We start from the raw sequence: 20,516 nt of genomic DNA, 5'->3' as shown, positions 1-20,516 counted from the left end.
CGGACTGTGAGAGCCTCGCGGGCTGGGAGTGAAAAGGTTTGGGGAACCTTTTCAGCCTGAGCTTAGAAACAAAAGAGCGAAGGGAACTAAATTTTTAAAAATTTAGTTCTGTCCCACCGCCGGCTTTCGTTCAGTCCGGGGGAGTGAGGCTGGGACAGACGCCCATGATGGCTGCGCCCGCCCCCGCAGAGAGAGGCAGCTTTTGGAAAATCTCATATAAGACTTCCGCTCCCATCAAAAAAAGTCTACCGCTGCCTTTGGCTGTGGACGGTAGACTTTCTGGGGCAGCTTGATTACATTTTTCTCAAACGCTCTACCCGCTCGGAAATAGGCGGGTGCGTGTAGAAAAGTTTTTTCAGGCCCCCTTCTTTCTTAGGGTCGCTGATATAGAGGGCGGCACTGGCATCATCTACATGATGCTCCATGGGCTCGCTCTGATCCAGTTTCAAAAGGGCATTGATCATTCCCTGCGGATTGCGGGTCAGCTCCACGCTGGAAGCATCAGCCAGAAACTCGCGCTGGCGGGAAATAGCCAGCTGGACCAAGGTTGCTGCAATGGGAGCCAGGATGATGGCTAGCAGCGACAGGAGCAAGAGGATGATTCCCAGACCGCTGTCATTGTCGCGATTGTTGCTGCGGCGGCCGCCGCCAAACCACATCATGCGGCCAGCTACACTGGACAGCATGGTAATGGCACTGGCCAAGGCAACAGCAATGGTTGAAATCCGAATATCGTAATTGCGGATATGACTGACCTCATGGCCGATGACACCCTCCAGTTCCTCCCGATTCATGATTTGCAGAATGCCAGTCGTGGCAGCGACTGCTGCATTTTCCGGCTTAGAACCTGTCGCAAAAGCATTGGGGGACGGGTCGTCTACAATGTAGACCCTAGGCATGGGAATCTGCGCCACCATAGCCATGTCCTGCACGACATGGTAGAGCTCAGGTGCTTCCTGCTCGGAAACCTCCCGCGCGCCATTCATGGTCATTACTACCTCAGTGGACTGGAAAATCATCACCAGCGCGTAAACGCCGCCGATAAGAAAAGCCACGATAATGCCGCCCAGAGGTGAACGCAGCCAGAGATAGCCGACAGCAGCACCAATCAGGGCCAAAAGGCCGAAAAAAGCGATAAGGAGGAGCCAAGTCCTCCTTTTATTGCTGGCAATTTGATCAAAGAGCATGTCAGTCACCTAAACCGCTGCTGCCAAAGTCCACCTTGGGAACAGCCTTTTCTTCTTCCGGTGTTTGCAGGAAGTCGGCCGCCTTGAAACTGAACATGCCTGCAACGATATTACTAGGGAAAGTTTCCAGCTTGACATTGTAATTGCTGGTTACTGAATTGTAGAGCTGACGTGAGTAAGCAATCTTGTTTTCAGTATTGGTCAGCTCTTCCTGCAGTTTCAGATAGTTACTGTTAGCTTTCAGATCTGGATAGCTTTCAGCCACAGCAAAAATACCTGAAATCTGACGGGAAAGAGCATCGCTGGCCTGCATGGCCTCAGCTGGTGAAGAGGCCTGAGCAACCTGGCTGCGCAGTTCTGTCACCTTTTCCAATGTTGCCTGCTCGTACTTGCCGTAGCCTTTGACGGTTTCAATCAAATTTGGCAGCAGGTCATTCCGACGCTTGAGCTGAACATCAATCTGGCTCCAGGCTTCCTGAGTCTGCATGCGGCTTTTCACCAAGCCGTTGTAAACAGAAACCACAAAAATCGCCAGAACAACGATAATTGCAAGAATAATAAATAGCATGATATTTCACTCCTTATTGCTTTATTACTATTATTATAACAAAAAAAGCGGAAAGTGTCTTTATTCTTGACAGCCTTATAAAAAAGAGGTAAGATAAAAACAGAAATAGACCGACAGTCGGTCGAATAAAGTTTTACTAGGAACTCTTCATGGCTAATAAAAAAGACTTTATCTTGGACACCGCACAGCGACTCTTTACAGAGCAGGGCTTTGACCAAACCTCTATCTCTCAGATCTTAGAGGCGGCCCAGATTGCCCGCGGTACCCTTTACTACTACTTTTCATCTAAGGAAGAGATGATGGATGCTATTATCGAGCGGACGATTGAAGCAGCCTTTGCTGCTTCTCAGACCTTTGCTGACAATCGCGGCCTGACTATCCTAGAGCGGCTGGCCGGCAGTATGGCCGCACTGAATCTCCATCATCAAAATGGACAGGATGTCCTGCTCCATCTCCATCAGCCGCAAAATGCGCTCCTGCACGAAAAGACAAACCAAATCCTGCTGGCACGGGCTCCTCAGATCCTCCTGCCCATCATCCAAGACGGCATCGCTGCCGGGGATATGAAGACTGATTACCCTTACGAAAGCCTGGAAATGATTTTGACTTATTCGCTGCAAGTATTTGGCAGCAGCTTTCAAGCGCTGTCCCCAGAAGAACAGCAGCAGAAACTGCAGGCCTTTCTCTATCTTTTGGAAACCCTCTTTCACAGTCAGGCAGGCTACTTTGATGCCTTTCGGGCCCTGATTCAGTCGCAAGATAGTTAGAAACTTCTCTATTGCAATTGGTTTGCTTTGGCAATTCTAAGGAGGCGGCCATGAAACAATCAGGTTTTAGACTCTTTTTATTCATTTGGTTAGGGAGCCTCATCTCAGAAATCGGCTCCGGTATGACGTCATTTGCTTTGGGAATTTATGTTTACCAGCTAACTGGCTTGGTTTCGGTCTCGTCTTTTGTCACTCTTTGTGCTTTCCTGCCGGGACTGTTGGTCACCCCTCTGGCTGGGATTTTGGCAGACCGATACGACCGCCGGCTTCTGATGGCTCTGGGAGACGGCTTGTCTGGGCTAGGCGTTCTCTGGATTTACTTCAGCCTGCATCACCCAGCCCTGATCTTTATCTGTATCGGATCTGCAATCAGTTCCCTCTTTTCTGCCTTGGTCAATCCAGCCTTTCGGGCGACGATTTCTGACCTGCTGCCTGAGGACCAGCTGTCAAAAGCGACTGGTTTGTCCCAGATTAATGGCATTGCCCGCTATCTGATCTCACCAGCCTTGGCTGGCTTGATATTGGCCGGCGGCCATATCGCTGCCATCCTGCTGCTGGATTTTTCAACGATTTTCGTGACAGTGGCCTGCACTTTGATAGCCCGACGGGCCATTCATGTGCCCGTCTATTCCAGCGACAGCCGCTTCTGGGCTGACTTTCTCCGGGGCTTTCATATCATCTACGAGAAAAAGGGCATCTGGATTCTCGTCCTGACTGGCACGGCCTTCTCTTTCTTTCTGGGAACGGTCCAAATCCTGCTCTCTCCTTTAGTCTTAGCCTTTGCGGATGCCAAAACAGCCGGCTGGGTCATGACTATTTCCAGCAGCGGCATGCTGGTTGGAAGTCTGGTATTGGGATTCTTTGCCGTCAAACAGCATTTTCACCGCATGCTCTGCCTCTCCCTCTTTCTGCTGGGAATTTTCATAGCTGGACTGGGAATGAAGGAACATCTTATCTGGATTTGCAGTTTTGGCTTTCTGCTCTTTGCTGCCCTGCCCTTTGCCAATACAGCCATTGACTATCTGGTGCGCCTCCATATCCGCAAGGCAGATCAGGGCAAGGTCTGGGGTACAATCGGCATCATTTCTCAGCTGGGCTACGTAGTCGCCTATGCCTGCATGGGCTGGGTGGCGGACACCCTTTTCAAGCCTTCGCTGACCTATTTCGGCTGGCTGGCCCCTTCTGTCGGAAAAATCATCGGTGTCGGAGGAGGCAGAGGCTATGGTCTGCTCTTTATCCTAGCCGGCCTCTCCATCAGTATCGGTGCTTACCTGCTCTCCCGAGTACCTTCTGTAAAGGAGCTGGAATATGTTTCAACGCTTGATAAAAAATGATTTCAAGAGCAATAAAGTCAGTGTGCTGGTCATAACGGTTTTCCTGCTGCTGACGCTGACGCTGTGCTTTGCAGCTGTTCGCCTGACGGTCAGTCTGGCAAGCTCCGTCGACCGCTTTGTGGAACGAGCTAAAAGCCCTCATCTGCTGCAGATGCACAGCGGCAGCATTAATCGGGAGCGCCTGCAGGAGTTTGTCCGCCGGCACCCGCAGATTGAGAGCTGGCAGATTGCTGACTTTGTCAATGTCGACGGCTCCGAGATTCGGATCAACGGCAGAGACTCCCTGCAGGACAGCTCGCAGGACAATGGATTTTCCAGTCAAAACCAGACTTTCGATTTCCTGCTGGATAAGGACAATCGTCCTGCCCAGCCTCAAGCCGGACAGGTCTACATCCCCCTTTACTATTACAGCAGCGGCCGTATCCGACTGGGGGACCGTCTGCAGATTGGTTCGCTTCAGCTGACTGTTCAGGGCTATATCCGCGATGCCCAGATGAATGCCGGGCTGGTTTCTTCCAAACGTTTTCTCATCGCTCCGGAGGACTTGGACAGGCTGAAGCAAGAAAACGCAGCTGCCGCTGAAGCGCTGATTGAATTTCGGGTCCGCAAAGCCGGCCAAATCAGCGCTATTGAAGAGGCCTATAAAACTGCAGGTTTGGAGTCCAACGGCCCGCCTATGATTAGCTATCCGACGATTAAGATGATCAACAGCCTCAATGATGCTCTGGTCATCTTGGTCATGGGCCTGCTGGCGCTGGCAGTGCTGTTTATCACCTTTCTCTGCATGCGCTTTGCCCTATTAACCAAGATTGAGGAGGAGCTGGAGCAGATTGCTGTCATGAAGGTCATGGGGCTGCCTCAAAGCTTTATCAAAAAGGTCTATCTGGCCAAATATACCAGCATCATCGCTCTGGCTTTGGCTGGCGGCTGGACTCTGTCCTTTCTGCTGACCGGACCGCTCAAGAAAGAGACGGAAATCTTCATGGGCAAAAGCCCGACACCGCTTTACAGCTACGTTTTAGAAGCGATGACCGCTCTGCTGCTCTGCCTTTTGCTAGTCTGGCTGACCTCACGGCCGCTGAGTTCTTTTAAGAAATTGACGCCAAGTCAGGCTCTGAAGCTGGCAGCTGCAGGCCATTCCACTCAGAAACAGCAGACTCCGAGTCTGGGCCTGCCCAAACACCCTCTGTGGGACGGGCCTTATTTCGCCTGTCAGCAGATTTTCAGTCACAAAAAGCTCTATCTGACCATGCTGCTGATTATCAGCCTTATCAGCCTCTTGGTGCTCCTGCCTGCCGCTCTCTACAGCACCGTGACCGACAGGCACTTTATCCAGTATCTGGGTGCCGGACAGGCCGATCTCCTGATTGATATTTCGCAGACCGAGGAGATTGATGCCAAGACAGATCAGCTGCTGAAGGAGCTGCAGGCAGATCAGGAGATAGCACAGGTCAGCGACTATCGCAATCAGAATTTTTCCTATCTGGACCGGAAAGGCCAAACCCATCAGCTTCGGATCAGTCTGGGCAGCCACAGCCTTTATCCGGTCAAATACAGCCAAGGCCAATCGCCTAAATCCGAGCAGGAGATTGCTCTCTCTAAGCTCAACGCCGATGAATTGAAGCTGCAGACAGGAGACAGCCTGACCCTGCTGGTAGACGGCAAGGAAAAAAAACTGACCGTGACCGGCATCTATTCTGATCTGACCTATGGCGGCAAGACAGCCAAAGCCAGCTTTCAGACCGCACGCCCTCAGACCCTGACCAGCCTGCTGGCGGTCAGTCTGAAAGCGAGCAGGAACAAGTCTCAGAAAATCAAGGAACTGCAGAAGCGCTATCCAGAATATAAACTGACCGATGTTGAGGATTTCTTTCACCAGACTTTCGACGGTACATTGGCCAGCCTCAGCCTGATTCAGACCGGGCTTTTCTGGACTGGGAGCGCTTTGGTCTTTATCCTCATGACCCTCTTTGTCTACATGATTTTCACCAAGGACCGGAGCGATTTGGCTCTCTGCCGCATGCTGGGGTTCAGCAGCGGGCAGCTTCGCTCCTACTACTTGCTGGCAAATGCCTTTGTCTGTCTGCTGGCTCTAGGCCTCGCCTATCTGCTGCTGCTGATTTTGGGACAGCCTGTCTGCAGCCTGCTTCTGTCCGGCTTTGGCATCAGCCGTCTCAGTCTCGTCATCAATCCGTTGCTTCCCTTCCTCCTCCTGCCTCTGACTCTGCTGGCAAGCGCCCTTTCGGCCTCTGTCATCAGCCTGAGGGCCATGACAAGACTGCAAATCGGCAGCTGCCTCAAAGAACAGTAGCTCAGAGGCAGCCGCCTAGATTTACGGAGAATCCCATGTTCATACAAGCAAGACATCTCAGCAAAAGCTATCAGGAAAATCAGGAGCCCATTATCCGCGACTTATCGCTGGACATTGAAGCCGGCCAATTCATTGCGGTTATGGGTCCCTCCGGCTGCGGCAAATCGACTCTGCTCAATATCCTGTCCACCATAGATCAGCCTGACCAAGGGCAGCTTTTCTATAAAGGGCAGAATCTGCTGCACTTGGACAGCAAACAGCTGGACCAAATCAGACGGCAGGAATTTGGCTTTGTGTTCCAGCAGGCTACCTTTCTGAAAAATCTTACTATTATCGACAATATCTGCCTGCCCAGCCTGATCGGCCAGCACCGCAGGGAGCGGGAAGCAGCCTATGAGCGGGCCAAAGAGCTGATGGCTCTGACAGGGATTGAAAATATTGCTCAGCGCAGTCTCCATGAGGTTTCCGGCGGCCAGCTGCAGCGGGCCGGTATCTGCCGGGCCCTGATCAATCAGCCCCAGCTGATCTTTGCAGACGAGCCGACGGGAGCTCTCAATTCTCAGGCCAGCCGGGATGTTATGGATCTGATGCAGGATTTTCATCAGCAGGGGGCCAGTATCCTTCTGGTCACGCATGACGTCAATGCCGCTGCCTATGCGGATAAGGTCCTGCTGATTCTGGACGGTCAGATAGAATGCCAAATCTGCTTTGACGCCAAATCAGATCAGAAAGACCGCCGTCAGCTGCTGCTGACAGAGCTGAGCAAGAGAGGAATCTAGTCTGTCCACCTATACTCAATGAAAATCGAAATCAGAAGAGGCAGGAACAGACAGGGCCGGGGCACCCGCTCATTCTGTCACGAGAAATCCCAAGGGGCTTTCTCTCATTCCCGCAGGAAGCATCAAAAAAGAGGCTTTGAGGTTGTAGATAAAGCTTCCGTGAGGAAGTCTCAAAAGCAGGGCAAGGCGAGCTAACAAAGTTATAAAAGATAAACGAAATGACGATAATTAACGGTATAAAAAAACGGGCAGCCGCATCACTAAGCTTCTGCTCGTTTGATTGTATTTTCAGCCGCTTGCCTAAACTAGTCGTCCTCTGCTTCCTCTTCCGAAACTGCCGGCAGACTGCTGATATAGGCATCCAGCTGTTGATTGAAATCCTGCTGATTTTTATAAGGGTAATTGATGTAAAAAAGATCAACCCAGCCTTTTTCATCCTCACTCTTATAAAAACCTTCTATCTTAACAGGGAGAAATTTCTTATTGTAGCTGATACGCAGCTTAAGGAGACTGGACTGCTGAAAATCATCCAGAATATAGCAGGCGCTGTCAGTCTTTTTCAGATGCTTCCAGACTTCTTTCAGCTCCAGGGGCTGCTGATAGCCCTCTCTCTGAATGGCTGCCTTATCAAAAGCAATTTCCTTAGTGGCTTCCAGAGAGTAATTCACTTCGCTGTTATAGTATTCCTCAACCGTCAAATCGTCCAGCTGATTGCCAAAAAGCTGCTTGTCTTTGATTGCAATGTCAGATCCGAAAAGGGCCTGATGCTTCAGATCAAAAGACATACCGGCATCGGAGCCATACAGTTTCTTGGCATATGCGTCCGTTACATGAAAGAAACGCTGCCCTTCCAGCACTTGGTAGAGGGTTTTGTCAGTTTGACTGGGGCTGGTTTGATTGCTGATAAAAACGATCAAAGCCGTCCCCGACATCAGCAGAAGCAATGTAATCATTATAGGCTTCCAGCCGATCGTCATCTTCAATTTCTCTCCATCTTTCAAAATCGCTATATCCTCCTTTTTTTACAATATCCGCATAGCGCCCGCCTTTATTCAGCAGCACAGCCGGCCGCCATTTCTTGGTCATCTTGCGGCGAATGTCTGTATCCGGCGGATGACTGACATCCAGATAACTGTGGGTTCGGGCCAGGTAGGCTGGGACATCAGAATTCAGGCCTTTAGACAGACCGTAGTTGGCAGATTCGGTATTGGCTGCATCGCCGCCTTCCTCAACAGCATAATGATCCGGATCCGAATCATAGCTGCCATCCTCCAGCTGCCGGTAAACATTCCATTCTGATACAAACTTCCCACTCTCGATATTGACAATAAACTCAATGAAACGGGCGTTGTTGACACCATAGTCCCCACTGACATTCGCCTGCGGAACCTGCACTTTCATATTCTGGGTATAGCCAAATTCTGTCATGGTGCGGTTGTGAAAGACAGCCCCGGTCGTATAATCGACCTTGACCTTCTCTTCTCTGGTATAAGCCAGCAGCTTATCAAAGTCTGTCTTTCCCTGATAATTTTCCCGAATATAGTCGATGGCCTGCTTGTCAATATGCGATCGGAATAAATGCAGTTTTTCCCCTAGCTCGTCTGCTTTTAAACCTTCCTTGCCGGTGTAGCTTTCAATGATCTCCCTGCGGAAAAAACTGTAAAAATCACTGGTCGGCTTGAGGCTTTTGGAAAATTTGTAACCGCCCTTCATCTGCAGAAAATGATGCTGGTCAATCTCCGCTTTCATGTGGTCCAGCACCAGCGCTAATTTTTCCCGGCCGGTCAAATCAGACTGAATAAAAAAGGCCGTGTAGAGGGGCGAACCGATTTCCTGACTTTCCTGATCCAGCTCTGCCATCTTCGCCGGCAAATCCTGCAGGGAGGACTGCTTCATCTTGTCACGGACCCGCTCATAATAAGCCGTTTTGACGGCTGCATCCCACTTATCTCTGCTGACAATAGCTTCAGCTCGCTGCCGCAGTTTTTCTAAAGCCTTGCTATAATCTTCCTGCTGCAGCCGCTTCTTCAAAGCCTTGGAAGCTTGTGCAGAAGTAAGGGCCAAATCACCGTCTTTGTCCTTTTCCAAGGTGACATTCAGCTTTAAATCCGCAGAGCGGTTGACCAGCAAGGCCAGAGAGATTTTGCCCTCTTCCTCAGAAACAGAAGTTCGGTCTATCTCATAGGACTGAATAACGGCCGGCTTGGTCAAAGCCAGCAGGTCAAACTCAGCCAGTTTATCCTCATAAAGAAAGGCCAGGTCTTTATCCGTGACCATTTTCACTAAATCTGACTGCTTCTGCTGAGGGGAAAACAGCAGCCAGCAGGAGCATCGCTCCGATAATATATAAAACCCTTTTCATATTAAATTGATTATAGCATAAAAAAACCGTTTCCCTGTCCTTTATTTGCTTGCCAGACAGGAGCTTTTTCCTGCCAAGATAAAATCTTTGAGCCCTGTTTCTGACCCGCTTTTTATGGTATAATAGAACCACTACTCAGAAATAAGGACAGCCTATGACACCGCAAGAATTTTACCAGATTTTAAGCCAGCAAGGGATTGAGCTGACCAACCATCAAAAAGCCCAGTTTGAGCGCTATTTTGAACTTCTGGTCGCTTGGAATGAAAAGATCAATCTGACGGCTATTACAGAGAAAAAGGAAGTCTATCTCAAGCATTTCTATGATTCGATTGCGCCTGTTCTGCAGGGGCTGATTGAAAATCGCGGGCTGAAACTGCTGGACATCGGAGCCGGAGCTGGCTTTCCCAGCCTGCCCATGAAAATCCTCTGTCCCCAGCTGGACGTGACCATCATCGACTCACTCAATAAACGGATTAACTTTCTTAAACTTCTGGCAGAGGAGCTCGGTCTGGAGCAGGTGCACTTCTACCACGGCCGTGCAGAAGACTTTGCCCAAGACAAGGCCTTCCGGGCCCAGTTTGACATCGTGACGGCACGGGCTGTTGCCCGCATGCAGGTACTGGCTGAGCTGACCATTCCCTACCTCAAGGTCGGCGGCAAGCTTCTGGCTCTCAAGGCTTCCAACGCCCCAGAAGAGCTAGAAGAAGCCAAAAATGCCCTCAGCCTTCTCTTCAGCAAGGTCGAGGACAACCGCAGCTATGCCCTGCCTAACGGCGATCCTCGCTTTATCACAGTGGTTGAGAAGAAGAAAGAAACACCTAATAAGTACCCCCGTAAAGCCGGCCTGCCCACTAAACGGCCTCTATAACTGAAAAAGCAAGCAATTCAAGATTGCCTGCTTTTTCTCTTTAGTAGGTGGTATAGCCTTTTAGTTTACTTTTAGTATAGTCTTTTAGTTTGCTTTTAGTACGAGGCAGCGAGCCGCAGACAGTACTGGCGTACGGCAAGGCGAGCTAACAAAGTAATAAAAGATAAACTAAAGGACGATACTAGGCAACGAGCCGCAGGCTGTACTGAGGTACGGCAAGGCGAGTTAACGACGCAATAAAAGATAAACTAAACGACGGTAGTAAATCAAGAGAGCAAGAAGGGATAGGGTCTGGGCTATGCTAATGCGAACGGTCAACAGCTGGTCGGCTCCGTTTTTTGACAGCACATGAAAGAGATTAACCACCGTGTTATTGACAAAATGCGCAGCCATCCCCATATAAAGACTGCCTGTCAGCTTGGTCATCAGAGAAAATTGGAAACCGATAAGAAAGCTGGTCACAACCAAAATCAGGCTGTTAAACCAAAAACCGGTCAGGCTCATTTCCCCATCCAGAAGACTCCTGAGCGGTGCCATGATATGCCAAAGTCCAAAAAGGATATTGGAGCAGACTGCTGCTGTCATAAAGCTGTGTTTCCGTTCAAAAAGTTTTTGAAAGAGACCGCGGAAAATTCCTTCCTCCATAAGGACATTGATCAGATTGCCTGCAAGACAGAGCAAAACGAAGATCATTTCTCTGTGCTGGCCGATATTACCGCTGACGGAGTAGGCAGAGACATAAAAATCAAGCCCCCGAAAACCGCCTTGGCTAATCAGCACTGCCATTTCCAGCAGGTAAGCCAAGGCAAAGGCGATCAGCCCCCAGATAAAGCCGATAAGCGTATTGCGGATAAAACCTTCTTTCTGAAAGCCAATCTGTTCAAGCTTTAATCTGTATACATAAAGGGCTGCCAGCATGAAACCAAGTCCTAACAGCTTATGAACAAAGGCTTCGCCCAGAATGGTCTGATCGGTTCTTAAAAATAAGTATTCCGCAATCCGAAACGAGAAACAGGCCATGTAAATCAGTAAAATTCCCGTTAAATTATGTTTTCTTAATTCCTGCATCACAGCTTCCTTTCTTTGATTGCACTTATTCTAACAACTCAATCTGCTTCATTCTTTCTTTTCTGACTTTCTCAAGATTTCCTGGATAGAGCTTATTAACCAATGTAATGGCAACATCTGCTGCCCACAGCCCATGGTATTTTACATGTGGGCTGGCTAAAATCTGCGCCATTGTCCTATAAAATTTAACCTTTACTGGATTTTTTCCCTATTTTGCCAAACGACCGACCTCAAAGCTCTTGTTTCTCGCAGCATGATAATTGGTCTTTCCAGCTAGCCAATCATCCATAGCTGCAAATCCCTGATACATCTCTTCTGTAAAGGAGAAGCCCGTCAATTCAGAGAGGTGGTCAGCATACATCCTGCAAAATCTAACTATATCCTCATGTGTCTTCTGCTCATCAATTTCGATAAAGGCTGACTTCAACTCTGGAAGATCCTCAATCTTTCCCAAGGGTTTTTGATAAGCGTAACTATCCATAGTCTTTCCTCCCTTATTCTAGGCCCAGGGATTGTAAAACCGTCCCTGATTGACGGCGAAGAGAGACAGGCTCAGCAGGAAGAGAGCCGCTGCCAGAGCCATGACCAGAAAATCCAGCTTGCCGAAAGCCTGATAAGTGTACCAGGTGCGCTTTTTATTTTTGCCGAAACGGCGCAGCTCCATGGCTGTCGCAATGGTATTGATCCGCTCCAGCGAACTGAAAATCAGGGGAGTGATAATCTGCAGATTGCCCTTGACCCGCTGAGCCAGCTTGGCTTTCTTGGAAAGCTCCAGACCGCGCGCTTCCTGCGACATCTTAATCAGGTAAAACTCCTCCTGCAAATCCGGGATATACCGCAGGGTCAGACTGACCGCATAGGCGATTTTATAGGAAATACCGATTTGATTGAGGCTGGAGGCAAACTGGCTGGGCTGGGTAGTCATCAGAAAAATAAGCGCCAGCGGAATGGTAGAGAAATATTTGAGCAGCAGATTCAAAAGATAAAAGAGCTCCTGACTGGTCAGATTGTAGGCACCAAAGCCTGTCCACAGGACATCTTTTGCCCCGTAAATTTCCACCGCATACTGAGGAGCAAAGAGATAGACCATGAGGATATTCAGAGCCGCAAAAGCTCCAGCAAAAGCCAGGACAAAGGAAATATCCCTGAGCCGGATATGAGACAGCCGAAAGAGAGCCAGCGAGGCCAGCGCAATAAAGAGCAAAAAACGCGTATCATAGCTCACCATAGCCGCCACCGAAACGACCAGAAAAAAGATCAGCTTGCTGGCACCTGACAGACGGTGCAGAAAGGTCGTCCCTGCATGATAGCCGATTAACTTCTGTTGATTAAGCATGGCTGTCCTCCTTGTGCTGCATATAGAATTGAGTCAGAGCCAAAGGATCTGCGCCGATTTTCTGGGCTAAAGCAAAAATCGAGGTTTCCTTGAGATTGGCTGCCTGAATCAGCGCTTGATCCGTCAGTACCTCAGCTGGCGGCTTATCTGCCAATATCTGCCCATCTGCCACGACAATCGCCCGATCAGAATAGTCCAGCATGAGCTGCATATCATGGGTAATCATGATAATGGTATGCCCCTGCTGATGAAGCTCATTCAGGAATTCCATAATTTCCGTGTAATGCCGCTGGTCCTGCCCCGCCGTCGGCTCATCTAGCAGGATAATCTCCGGATTCAGCACCAAAATAGAGGCAATAGTCACCCGCTTCTTCTGACCAAAGGACAGGGCAGCAATGGGCCAGTTGCGAAATTCGTACAGACCGCAGGTCCTGAGAGCCGCATGGACCCGCTCCTCAATCTCCGGCTCAGCAACGCCGCGCAGCCGCAGCCCCAGCGCCACTTCATCAACAATCATGGTCGTCGAAATCATTTGATTGGGATTCTGCAGGACATAGCCAATCCGTTCAGCCCTCTCCTTGATCGAATCCCCTTTGATGTCCTGCCCCTGCCAGCTACAGCGGCCCTCGGTCTCAATAAACTGACAGAGAGCCTTGGCCAGGGTAGATTTGCCGGCACCGTTTTTACCAACAATGGCCAGCCGCTGGCCCTTGGGGATGCTCAGGTTAATATCCTGCAGCACCGGGCGGTCGCTGTAGGCGAAGCAGACAGCTTCCAGCCTCATCAGCTCTTCAGGCTGAAGCGGATTTGGAGCAGCTATCACTTGCTGCGGCTGCTCAAAAGCTTCCAGCTGCAGCTGCTCTATACTGGACAGGTGCGCAGCCTTTTCCACATCAAAGCCCAGCTGGCGCAGGGTCGTGATATAAAGCGGCTCCCGAATCCCATTGTCAGCCAGCAGCTGCGTCTGCAGCAGGTCATCCGGCCGGCCGTTAAAGAGAAGCTGCCCGTCATTGATGAGGACGATCCGATCCACCGGCCGATAGAGGACATCCTCTAAGCGGTGCTCGATGATGATTGTCGTCGTTCCTGCTTCTGCATGGATCTGGTCGATGAGATCAATGGTATCCTGACCGGACTTGGGATCCAGATTGGCCAAGGGCTCATCAAAGAGCAAAATCGGACTTTCGTCAATGAGCACACCAGCCAGACTGACCCGCTGCTTCTGCCCCCCTGACAAGTCCTGCGGCCGATGCTGCAAGAGTGTCTGCAGATCCAGTTTCGCAGCCCAGGTCTGAACCCTGTCCTTCATGGCTCCAAGCTCTACCATGTCATTTTCCAGAGCAAAAGCCAGATCCTCAGCCACACTGAGGCCGATAAACTGGCCGTCTGTATCCTGCAGGACCGTGCTGACCAGGTTGGACTTGTCATAGATACTAGCAGCAAAAGCTTCCTGTCCCTCAATCAGGAACTGACCGCCGGCCTGCCCTTTATAGATATGGGGGATAATGCCATTCAGACACTGACCCAGAGTGGACTTGCCCGAACCGGACGGCCCGACAATCAGGACTTTCTCCCCTTCATAAATAGTCAGATTGATCTGTTTCAGAGTAGGCTCGGACTGAGCCTGATACTGAAAAGAAAAGTCTTCAAATTGAATGATTGCTTTTTTCATTTTATTTTCCTATACCGCCAGAGCGATTTGAACCGCTAAATTGGCAATCTTATCCTTTTCATCGAGGTCAGCGTGGTTGGCCAGATTGCGCATATCCCAAGCTTCCTCAGACAAGTGGTCAGCCGCATAAAAAAAGTGGCAGACTTTGATGTTTCTGAAAGCCGCCAGAGCAGCGACAGCCGAGCATTCCATATCAACACAGACAGCCCCAGCTGCCTTGCGCTTGGCCATCTTTCCGACCGTTTCCCGGTAAATGCCGTCGGTCGTCCAGACCTTGCCCTGACAGTGGGAAATTCCCCGCTCGTCCAGAAAAGCTGTCAGAAAGTCTTTCAGTCCGACATTAACCTCCAGCTCAGGACTGGCCGGCTGGTAATGGTAGCTGGTCCCCTCGTCGCGAATAGCTGCTGTCGGCAGGATAATGGAAGCAGCAGCAATATCCTCATCCAGGACACCGCAGGTGCCAAAGAGGACCAGCTTTTTCATGCCAAAGGCAATCAAGTCTTCCAAAATTGCGACACAGGCCGCAGCCCCAACCGGGGCATTGAAAAGAGCCAAAGCCTTGCCCTCCACCCAAATCCGATAAATCGGGATGTCTATATTGGCCATGCTGGTGCTGGTCAGCACTTCATGGTCAAAATCAGCCAGCAGGCGCTCAAAGGTCGCTCTGGCAAAGCAGGACAGGGCTGTTTCCGGAAAATTAGCTATTGGCTCAATGAGATCCTCGGGATTGATAATGGCCTTCGGATTCTGGTCAAATTCTTCAAGTATCAAGTGCTTCCTCCCTTGCCTCTGCAGTCTCTGGCACATCTTGTTTTGGTTCCATCTAAACTACTATTGTATCACAAAAAGGCCGGGCTTCGGGCCCGACCGTCATAGTTTCTGTTTAGCTTTATCTATAGTCAAATCTTATAACGCAAGGCGCCTTTGCTAATGGCAGTGCCATTGTGCAGATCGAGCAAAAGCTTGTCCTTGACGATAGCCGCCGTCTCCGTGATATAGTGCTGAAAGTGCGGACTTTGGCGGTGGCTCAGATAAGCCGCTTCGCTGGCATAGACTTCAAAGAAATAGAAACGGCTGCTCCTGTCCGCATCTCTCATGGCATACATGGCCAAAACACCCGGCTCCTTGTCCATGGACTGCTGCATTTCATGCAAAACATGGCCTTCAAAGTCAACGGCACGGCAGGGTTCGGTCTCCACCTGCGCGAATTTGAGATAAAAGTCATCCGCCTGGAGCCATTGGCCGCTCGGCAGCTTCTCCTGCAAAAAGAGGGGCTCCGCCTCATAAGCCACGCGCTCCGTCAGAAGCGGCCCGCCCTGAGCCGCAAAATCCTGAAACTGCGGCGACTGCCGGTGGATCTGATAAGCCTCCTCACTGGCATAAGCTTCAAAGACATAGCTGGTCTCCTGCTGCCCCTTGACAGGACTGGCATACATGGCCAAGGTCCCGCTTTCATTCTTCTGGGAAATCGTCAGATTCCGGACACCGATTTGCCGGAAAGCTTCTCTATTATCTGCTGCTACAGTCAGACGGAAAAGATGGATGACGGGTTTCATCGCGCTGCTCCTTTACTATTAAACGTTCTGCATTGCCGGCCAGCACCTGCTGCCGCTCACTGTCAGCCAGGGGCAGACTGTCTATAGCCGCCAAAATAGCGGCGGTTGCACCGCTGGGTGCAATGCCCAAGGGTGCATCCGTTCCAAAAAGGACATGATCAACTCCAAAATAATCTATCGTCAATTCCAAAGCTTTAGGGTTGCCTAAAATAGCTGTATCGACGTAAAATTTACGAAAATCCTCCGTTTGCTTAGACGGCAATATATGGCGGATGCGTTCTGCAAAGAAAGGCGCCATGGCTCCTGCATGGTGGACGATGATTTTCAGCTGGGGAAATTCCTGAAAAAGACCAGCCTCGACAATCTGCAGCATAGCCTGACTCAGCTCATACTCCCAAGAGAAGACCATGTTATTATCCGGCTTGCGCTCATCAAAAATTGGGTGCAGCCAGATGGGCAGCCCCAAGCGGGCACAGGCCTCAAAAATGACATGAAATCCCGGGTCGGCAATGGACCTGCCCAGAGCCCGCGTAAAAAGCTGAACTCCAGCCAAGTAAGGATTTTCAGCTGTCTCCTGCAGGATTTTAACTGCCGCTTCCAGATGACTCATGGGAATCATCGCCACCCCAGCTGCAAAGATATCCGCATTCTCCTCAACGGTCCGCGTCAGCTCTGCGTTGGCCTGCCGGCAGAGAACTGCAGCCGTCTCCGGACTGACATAGTCCTCCGGATTGATGTTGACATAGGAGATTATCTGCTGGGTCTGTCCGTCCCAAAAGCTGCGCCGCAGCTCCAAATCGCTGAGATGAGGATGCCGGATAAAAGGAAAGAGTGCCGGCAGCTTGGGCTCAATCTGCAGCATCTGCTGGTAGAAATCCGGCAGCAGAACATGAGCAAAAACATCAATTTTTCTAGTCATTTTTCACCTTTTCTTATTTGATATTCAAAGAAAATCGAAGATAACAGGGGATAAGCGTAAAGTCAAGGGGCGATAAATCGTCTCATGGGCTTAGGCGATGGAGCAAAAACTGCCGCAAACCGGTGCAGCTTCAGCTAAGGCAGTTTGTGTCATCTTGGCTCCATCAAAGAGACTTCGTTGCGGACAGAGCTTCTGTAAGAAAGTGTCAGCTTCGATTTTCATAGAGTACGAGGTTGCTAGTTATAGTATACCACTGCTCTGCCATTTTTTCTTCAAAAAAAGAGACTGGAACATTCCCAATCTCAGAAGTGCGGCAGGCAGCCAGAAGACGCAGCTGATTTATAGCAAGGCCGTCACGGCTGTAATGAGGCCAAAAACAATGCCCGGCATATTAGCCGCAGCCAAAGGAATATCGCGTTTTTCTTTGAACAGTCCGTAAATCACCCAGAGAGTGCAGTTAAGGGCTGCCACAGATGGCTGGATAAAGTCCCCTTTATTTCCGGCCAAATTGTTTACAATCTGCGGAATATAGGAAACATACATCATTACTGACATAAAAGTAGCTACCCAACCCAAAATTAACATGTGTTTTTCTTTCATCAAAACTTCCTTTTCTATATAAAACTGTCCTCTATTTTATGCTTCTTTCTCGGAATTTTCAAGTTTTTTTCAAAAATGTTACAAAAACGCAATCTATCACAAAATTGTGAGAAAACCTGAGTTCAGACAAAAAACAGGGCAGCTCAGTCCGGGCAATGAAAGACAGCAGCACTCCCTTTGACGAAACCTCCGTTTCTTCATCTGCAAGCTCTCACAGTCTCCCAGACTTGACAAAAGCCGGGAACTCCGTCCCCCTTATCTCCAGCCTCCCACCGCCTGCGCGGATGCAGCCGGTCAAATCGAAGACTAGAGGCCTTTCTTTGCAGGAAGTTCTGCTAAAATCTGCTCAATTTCCGGCCGGCTGAGCGGCTGAATGCGAATCTGACTGGAATCCAGATAGACATAGCGCTGCTCAGGGATACGGGCTAAAAAGTCTTTCAAATCAGTCGTTGTCAGGTACTTGTACCCTTCGGGACTGGACGCATCCTCAACGACGATATTGAGCTTCCAGTCTATCTCTTTGAAGGAGGAAGTCCTGTTGATTTCCTGAGCTGCATAACTGTCGGGAACAGGGTCCGTCGGAATAACTATATCCACTCCCTCTGTCAGAACATAAGAGCCCAAATAAGCGCCGGACTGGTCTCGATAGTATTTAGGCTTAGCAAAATAACTGGGAACCTGCTGCATCTCAGCCAAGAGCCTGCCAAATTCCTCCACCGGATCGTCTGCTTCCAGCAGTTCCAAGGCCTTTTCATGGGTCAAATACAGATCATGGGCATAGCCGGGGAAGCAGTGCATAGCCACATCCAGCTCCTTGAGATGACTCAGGCCATAAAGAATGTCCGCTTCGAAATCGAGATTGAAAATACCATCAGCCGTATAGGTCCTGCCGACTTCATCAACAATATCATTTTTCATTTTCTGGGCCAAGCGGCTCAGAAAGAGGATTGCCCCCTTCCAGTCGCCCACCGTCGAAGGAGTCAGGAGACGAATCTGATAGGTTTCCCGCTCTTTCAGATAGGCAATTTCAAAACCGCGGCCGGCTGACTCTTGGTAGACTGCCAAAAAAAGGCCCAGATGCTCCAGAGACTGATAGCCCTGCCTGCCCTGCAGACCAAAAGTTTCCAGCCCCTCAACCATTGATACCAAAGACAGGGGTGTTTCCACTCCCTTATAGCCAAAGAGCCCCTTACGATTTTGAACGTAAAACGAAATACTCATACGAAACAGCCTCCTCGAAAAAAGTCTATAGTATGAGTATAACATTTTTGGAGTGAAAAGACGAAAAAATCTGCAGCTATGAAGAGATTTTCCGACCGGAAGCTTCATCAGTACAGATTCTAACAATATATTTGAACTTCATAAAAAGGCAATGAATAAACTTCTAAGAAAGCAAAACTCCTTCTGAGCACTTCTTATTTTTTATCCTGCTGCGTCAGCTCCTGATTGTAAGACAAGGCTAGCTTGATCCAGTAAGACAGTTCCTTTTGTCCTTCGCCATCTAAATCAATATAACCATGATAAAGCCTGCCTTTCATCACTGTGACACTGGCACCATTTTTAGGCAGAACCTGCTTTTCCAGTTCCTTACCGATGCGGACCATGACAAGCTCTTGACTTCTCGAACTCACAGTAACGGTCATCTTACCGCGGATCATAAAAGCCAAGCCACCAAACATCTTCTTCTCTGCTGCCTCTTCTTCAAAAACATGAGGAGGAAGTTCAGTAACTAAAATGGTACGGACTTGCTGGGCTAAGGATTCACTATAAGCCATCCTTCTACCTCATTTCATCACATCCCAGCCGATACCAAAGCGGTCAATCAAGCGGCCATAAAACTCTGCGAAAGCTTGTTCCTCTAAAGGATAGAGAATTTGCCCACCTTCAGCAAGCTTAGCAAAGAGCTCATCAGCTTCTCCTCTACTGTCTGGGCTCAGAACCAACCATTGATTGGGCTGATGATTGCTAGGAATTGATAGGTCGTTTAAAACGCCTAAATCCTCACCATTGAGTGTCAGATTCTCCGTATCTAAGGCAATCCAGGCAATCTTATCTCGTTTTTCTGCAGGAAGGTCAGCTGAATCTATCATCTCACTGGCTCGGGCAAGTCCCTTTATCTCTGTCTGAAAAAGATCTGCATAAAAACGAAAAGCTTCTTCGGCCTGACCATTAAAACTTAAAAACACATCTAATTTCATTATTGTTCCTCCGATTTCTTATATCTGAGAATAAATCTCTAGTATCAGTTTATCAATTAGGATAAAAATTTTCTTATTCTCAATTGCGCTTGTTTGGCTAGGGAACGCATGATTAAAACCGGAAGATTAACTGTAATAGGTGGATCGCTGAGCAAGGGCCTGCGCATGCTGATTTCCTCCTGATAGATGCTATCGCCTGAAAAAGTGAGAGGCTCATCGCTGCCCCAGCGAAAATTATGCTTCAAGACATAGTTTTTAGTTAGGCGTAAATCCTCCAGCAACTCACAGGCCAAAAGATAGTAGCGACCATCGGGAACATTTTCAAAAATAAACCGGCTCTCCTGACTCAGTGCTACTCCGATAACCGGCTCTTCTTTGGGAATGCGGGTTTTAAAAAGCCCGACACAGCTAATGCGTGGTTCATACCCCTCAGGATAAGATAGCGCCACAGTCAAGCGATTGCCACTTTTACAGTCGGGATCCTGATGCAACAAAGCTCCCTTCTCATCCAGCTGTTTGACCATAAAATCATAAGCCTTGGTTGATTCCTGGTAATATTTTTTAGGCGAAAGTCCAGTATGCCGCTTAAAAGTATTAGAAAAACTGCCTAGACTATCATAACCAGCTTCCATAGAGGTCTCGGTCACATTTTGCCGGCCTTCCACAATTTCCTGAATCCCTTTTTCCATCTTAAGAGCTTCCACATATTGCTTGATAGAAAAGCCCATCTTTTTCTTAAAAGTTCTGGATAGATGGGAAGGGCTATAATGGAAATGCTGAGCCAAATCGGTCAGACTCAGCTCTTGAGCTGCATGCTGACGCAGATAGGCTGCCACTTCTTCCATGATAGCTTTAGACATAGACTTGCTCCTTTCCCATTTATTAAGCTCATTATATCACATCATAAAGAAAGGACAAAAAATCAAAACCGCGGAAAGAAAACCAGAAAGCAAGTAATACTCCGCGAGATGTCCCAAGAACATGAGTAAAT

The 20,516-nt window shown here is 49.2% G+C and carries 19 protein-coding genes and 3 pseudogenes; 5 read left to right on the top strand and 17 right to left on the bottom strand.

Annotated elements, in window-relative coordinates; genetic code table 11:
• Positions 1–293 precede the first annotated feature (293 nt).
• The gene (gene htpX, locus DHL47_RS08630) at positions 294–1,187 is read right to left on the bottom strand and encodes a zinc metalloprotease HtpX (RefSeq protein ID WP_209551579.1); all 894 of its coding nucleotides are present in this window, start codon (positions 1,185–1,187) and stop codon (positions 294–296) included.
• A gap of 1 nt (position 1,188) precedes the next feature.
• On the bottom strand, positions 1,189–1,755 hold the full coding sequence (locus DHL47_RS08625) for a LemA family protein (RefSeq protein ID WP_128835503.1): 567 nt from the start codon (positions 1,753–1,755) through the stop codon (positions 1,189–1,191).
• A gap of 149 nt (positions 1,756–1,904) precedes the next feature.
• Here DHL47_RS08625 and DHL47_RS08620 point away from each other — a divergent pair, with 149 nt between their 5' ends.
• The 4 genes from DHL47_RS08620 to DHL47_RS08605 are packed head-to-tail and all read left to right on the top strand — an operon-like array spanning position 1,905 to position 6,946.
• A complete protein-coding gene (locus DHL47_RS08620; protein WP_209551578.1) occupies positions 1,905–2,522 on the top strand; it encodes a TetR/AcrR family transcriptional regulator in 618 nt (205 codons plus the stop codon).
• 50 nt (positions 2,523–2,572) lie between these two features.
• Positions 2,573–3,856 carry an MFS transporter gene (locus DHL47_RS08615; protein WP_209551577.1) on the top strand — a complete coding sequence of 428 codons (1,284 nt, stop codon included), beginning with the start codon at positions 2,573–2,575 and terminating at the stop codon, positions 3,854–3,856.
• The gene (locus DHL47_RS08610) at positions 3,831–6,167 is read left to right on the top strand and encodes an FtsX-like permease family protein (protein WP_209551576.1); all 2,337 of its coding nucleotides are present in this window, start codon (positions 3,831–3,833) and stop codon (positions 6,165–6,167) included. The genes DHL47_RS08615 and DHL47_RS08610 overlap by 26 nt, the downstream gene beginning before the upstream one ends.
• Before the next feature lie 35 nt (positions 6,168–6,202).
• The gene (locus DHL47_RS08605) at positions 6,203–6,946 is read left to right on the top strand and encodes an ABC transporter ATP-binding protein (RefSeq protein WP_209551575.1); all 744 of its coding nucleotides are present in this window, start codon (positions 6,203–6,205) and stop codon (positions 6,944–6,946) included.
• A 305-nt stretch (positions 6,947–7,251) separates the two neighbouring features.
• Here DHL47_RS08605 and DHL47_RS08600 read toward each other — a convergent pair whose 3' ends face one another.
• Together DHL47_RS08600 and DHL47_RS08595 are read right to left on the bottom strand one after the other, a co-directional pair.
• A complete protein-coding gene (locus DHL47_RS08600; RefSeq protein WP_245335590.1) occupies positions 7,252–7,899 on the bottom strand; it encodes a hypothetical protein in 648 nt (215 codons plus the stop codon).
• Complete coding sequence (locus tag DHL47_RS08595; protein ID WP_420853841.1) at positions 7,820–9,265, bottom strand: DUF1310 family protein; 1,446 nt, start codon at positions 9,263–9,265, stop codon at positions 7,820–7,822. The genes DHL47_RS08600 and DHL47_RS08595 overlap by 80 nt, the downstream gene beginning before the upstream one ends.
• 197 nt (positions 9,266–9,462) lie before the next feature.
• Between DHL47_RS08595 and rsmG the strand changes: the two genes are divergently transcribed.
• The gene (rsmG, locus tag DHL47_RS08590; RefSeq protein WP_209551574.1) at positions 9,463–10,176 is read left to right on the top strand and encodes a 16S rRNA (guanine(527)-N(7))-methyltransferase RsmG; all 714 of its coding nucleotides are present in this window, start codon (positions 9,463–9,465) and stop codon (positions 10,174–10,176) included.
• A gap of 225 nt (positions 10,177–10,401) precedes the next feature.
• Here the strand turns inward: rsmG and DHL47_RS08585 are convergent, their stop codons facing one another.
• The 13 genes and pseudogenes from DHL47_RS08585 to DHL47_RS08530 form a co-directional block, all read right to left on the bottom strand.
• Entirely contained in the window at positions 10,402–11,247 is an 846-nt protein-coding gene (locus DHL47_RS08585; protein WP_420853840.1) for a CPBP family intramembrane glutamic endopeptidase, read from the bottom strand.
• A 22-nt stretch (positions 11,248–11,269) separates the two neighbouring features.
• Positions 11,270–11,725, bottom strand: a pseudogene (locus tag DHL47_RS13570) (putative immunity protein).
• Between the two features lie 18 nt (positions 11,726–11,743).
• Positions 11,744–12,580, bottom strand: a complete 837-nt coding sequence (locus DHL47_RS08575; RefSeq protein ID WP_209551572.1) for an energy-coupling factor transporter transmembrane component T family protein — start codon at positions 12,578–12,580, stop codon at positions 11,744–11,746.
• Positions 12,573–13,376, bottom strand: a pseudogene (locus DHL47_RS13645) (energy-coupling factor ABC transporter ATP-binding protein); the annotation flags it as partial. The pseudogene DHL47_RS13645 and the gene DHL47_RS08575, both read right to left, overlap by 8 nt.
• 24 nt (positions 13,377–13,400) lie before the next feature.
• A pseudogene (locus DHL47_RS13640) lies at positions 13,401–14,252 on the bottom strand (ATP-binding cassette domain-containing protein); the annotation flags it as partial.
• A gap of 9 nt (positions 14,253–14,261) precedes the next feature.
• A complete protein-coding gene (locus DHL47_RS08565) occupies positions 14,262–15,023 on the bottom strand; it encodes a nucleoside phosphorylase (RefSeq protein WP_128835487.1) in 762 nt (253 codons plus the stop codon).
• Between the two features lie 128 nt (positions 15,024–15,151).
• A complete protein-coding gene (locus DHL47_RS08560; protein ID WP_209551570.1) occupies positions 15,152–15,808 on the bottom strand; it encodes a putative quinol monooxygenase in 657 nt (218 codons plus the stop codon).
• A complete protein-coding gene (locus DHL47_RS08555; protein ID WP_209551569.1) occupies positions 15,762–16,727 on the bottom strand; it encodes an amidohydrolase family protein in 966 nt (321 codons plus the stop codon). Before DHL47_RS08555 ends, DHL47_RS08560 begins: the two co-directional genes overlap by 47 nt.
• 339 nt (positions 16,728–17,066) lie before the next feature.
• Positions 17,067–17,327, bottom strand: coding sequence for a SemiSWEET family transporter (locus DHL47_RS08550; protein ID WP_128835481.1), 261 nt, complete (start codon positions 17,325–17,327; stop codon positions 17,067–17,069).
• Between the two features lie 306 nt (positions 17,328–17,633).
• Entirely contained in the window at positions 17,634–18,548 is a 915-nt protein-coding gene (locus tag DHL47_RS08545) for a DUF4299 family protein (protein ID WP_128835479.1), read from the bottom strand.
• A 194-nt stretch (positions 18,549–18,742) separates the two neighbouring features.
• Positions 18,743–19,102, bottom strand: coding sequence for a TfoX/Sxy family protein (locus tag DHL47_RS08540; protein ID WP_209551568.1), 360 nt, complete (start codon positions 19,100–19,102; stop codon positions 18,743–18,745).
• 9 nt (positions 19,103–19,111) lie between these two features.
• The gene (locus DHL47_RS08535) at positions 19,112–19,525 is read right to left on the bottom strand and encodes a VOC family protein (RefSeq protein ID WP_209551567.1); all 414 of its coding nucleotides are present in this window, start codon (positions 19,523–19,525) and stop codon (positions 19,112–19,114) included.
• Between the two features lie 56 nt (positions 19,526–19,581).
• Positions 19,582–20,385, bottom strand: coding sequence for a helix-turn-helix transcriptional regulator (locus tag DHL47_RS08530; protein WP_209551566.1), 804 nt, complete (start codon positions 20,383–20,385; stop codon positions 19,582–19,584).
• Between the last annotated feature and the right edge of the window lie 131 nt (positions 20,386–20,516).

It is taken from the genome of Streptococcus panodentis (genome assembly GCF_017884005.1).
GTDB lineage: Bacteria > Bacillota > Bacilli > Lactobacillales > Streptococcaceae > Streptococcus > Streptococcus panodentis.
Note: the sequence above shows the minus strand (reverse complement) of the source record. Positions and strands in the feature narration are given on the sequence as shown.

Coding starts and splice junctions, on each gene's coding strand:
- htpX (WP_209551579.1), bottom strand. CDS start 1,187: ATGCTCTTTGATCAAATTGCCAGCAATAAAAGGAGGACTTGGCTCCTC.
- DHL47_RS08620 (WP_209551578.1), top strand. CDS start 1,905: ATGGCTAATAAAAAAGACTTTATCTTGGACACCGCACAGCGACTCTTT.
- rsmG (WP_209551574.1), top strand. CDS start 9,463: ATGACACCGCAAGAATTTTACCAGATTTTAAGCCAGCAAGGGATTGAG.
- DHL47_RS08615 (WP_209551577.1), top strand. CDS start 2,573: ATGAAACAATCAGGTTTTAGACTCTTTTTATTCATTTGGTTAGGGAGC.
- DHL47_RS08530 (WP_209551566.1), bottom strand. CDS start 20,385: ATGTCTAAAGCTATCATGGAAGAAGTGGCAGCCTATCTGCGTCAGCAT.
- DHL47_RS08555 (WP_209551569.1), bottom strand. CDS start 16,727: ATGACTAGAAAAATTGATGTTTTTGCTCATGTTCTGCTGCCGGATTTC.
- DHL47_RS08575 (WP_209551572.1), bottom strand. CDS start 12,580: ATGCTTAATCAACAGAAGTTAATCGGCTATCATGCAGGGACGACCTTT.
- DHL47_RS08540 (WP_209551568.1), bottom strand. CDS start 19,102: ATGGCTTATAGTGAATCCTTAGCCCAGCAAGTCCGTACCATTTTAGTT.
- DHL47_RS08560 (WP_209551570.1), bottom strand. CDS start 15,808: ATGAAACCCGTCATCCATCTTTTCCGTCTGACTGTAGCAGCAGATAAT.
- DHL47_RS08605 (WP_209551575.1), top strand. CDS start 6,203: ATGTTCATACAAGCAAGACATCTCAGCAAAAGCTATCAGGAAAATCAG.
- DHL47_RS08610 (WP_209551576.1), top strand. CDS start 3,831: ATGTTTCAACGCTTGATAAAAAATGATTTCAAGAGCAATAAAGTCAGT.
- DHL47_RS08600 (WP_245335590.1), bottom strand. CDS start 7,899: ATGATTACATTGCTTCTGCTGATGTCGGGGACGGCTTTGATCGTTTTT.
- DHL47_RS08535 (WP_209551567.1), bottom strand. CDS start 19,525: ATGAAATTAGATGTGTTTTTAAGTTTTAATGGTCAGGCCGAAGAAGCT.
- DHL47_RS08545 (WP_128835479.1), bottom strand. CDS start 18,548: ATGAGTATTTCGTTTTACGTTCAAAATCGTAAGGGGCTCTTTGGCTAT.
- DHL47_RS08625 (WP_128835503.1), bottom strand. CDS start 1,755: ATGCTATTTATTATTCTTGCAATTATCGTTGTTCTGGCGATTTTTGTG.
- DHL47_RS08550 (WP_128835481.1), bottom strand. CDS start 17,327: ATGAAAGAAAAACACATGTTAATTTTGGGTTGGGTAGCTACTTTTATG.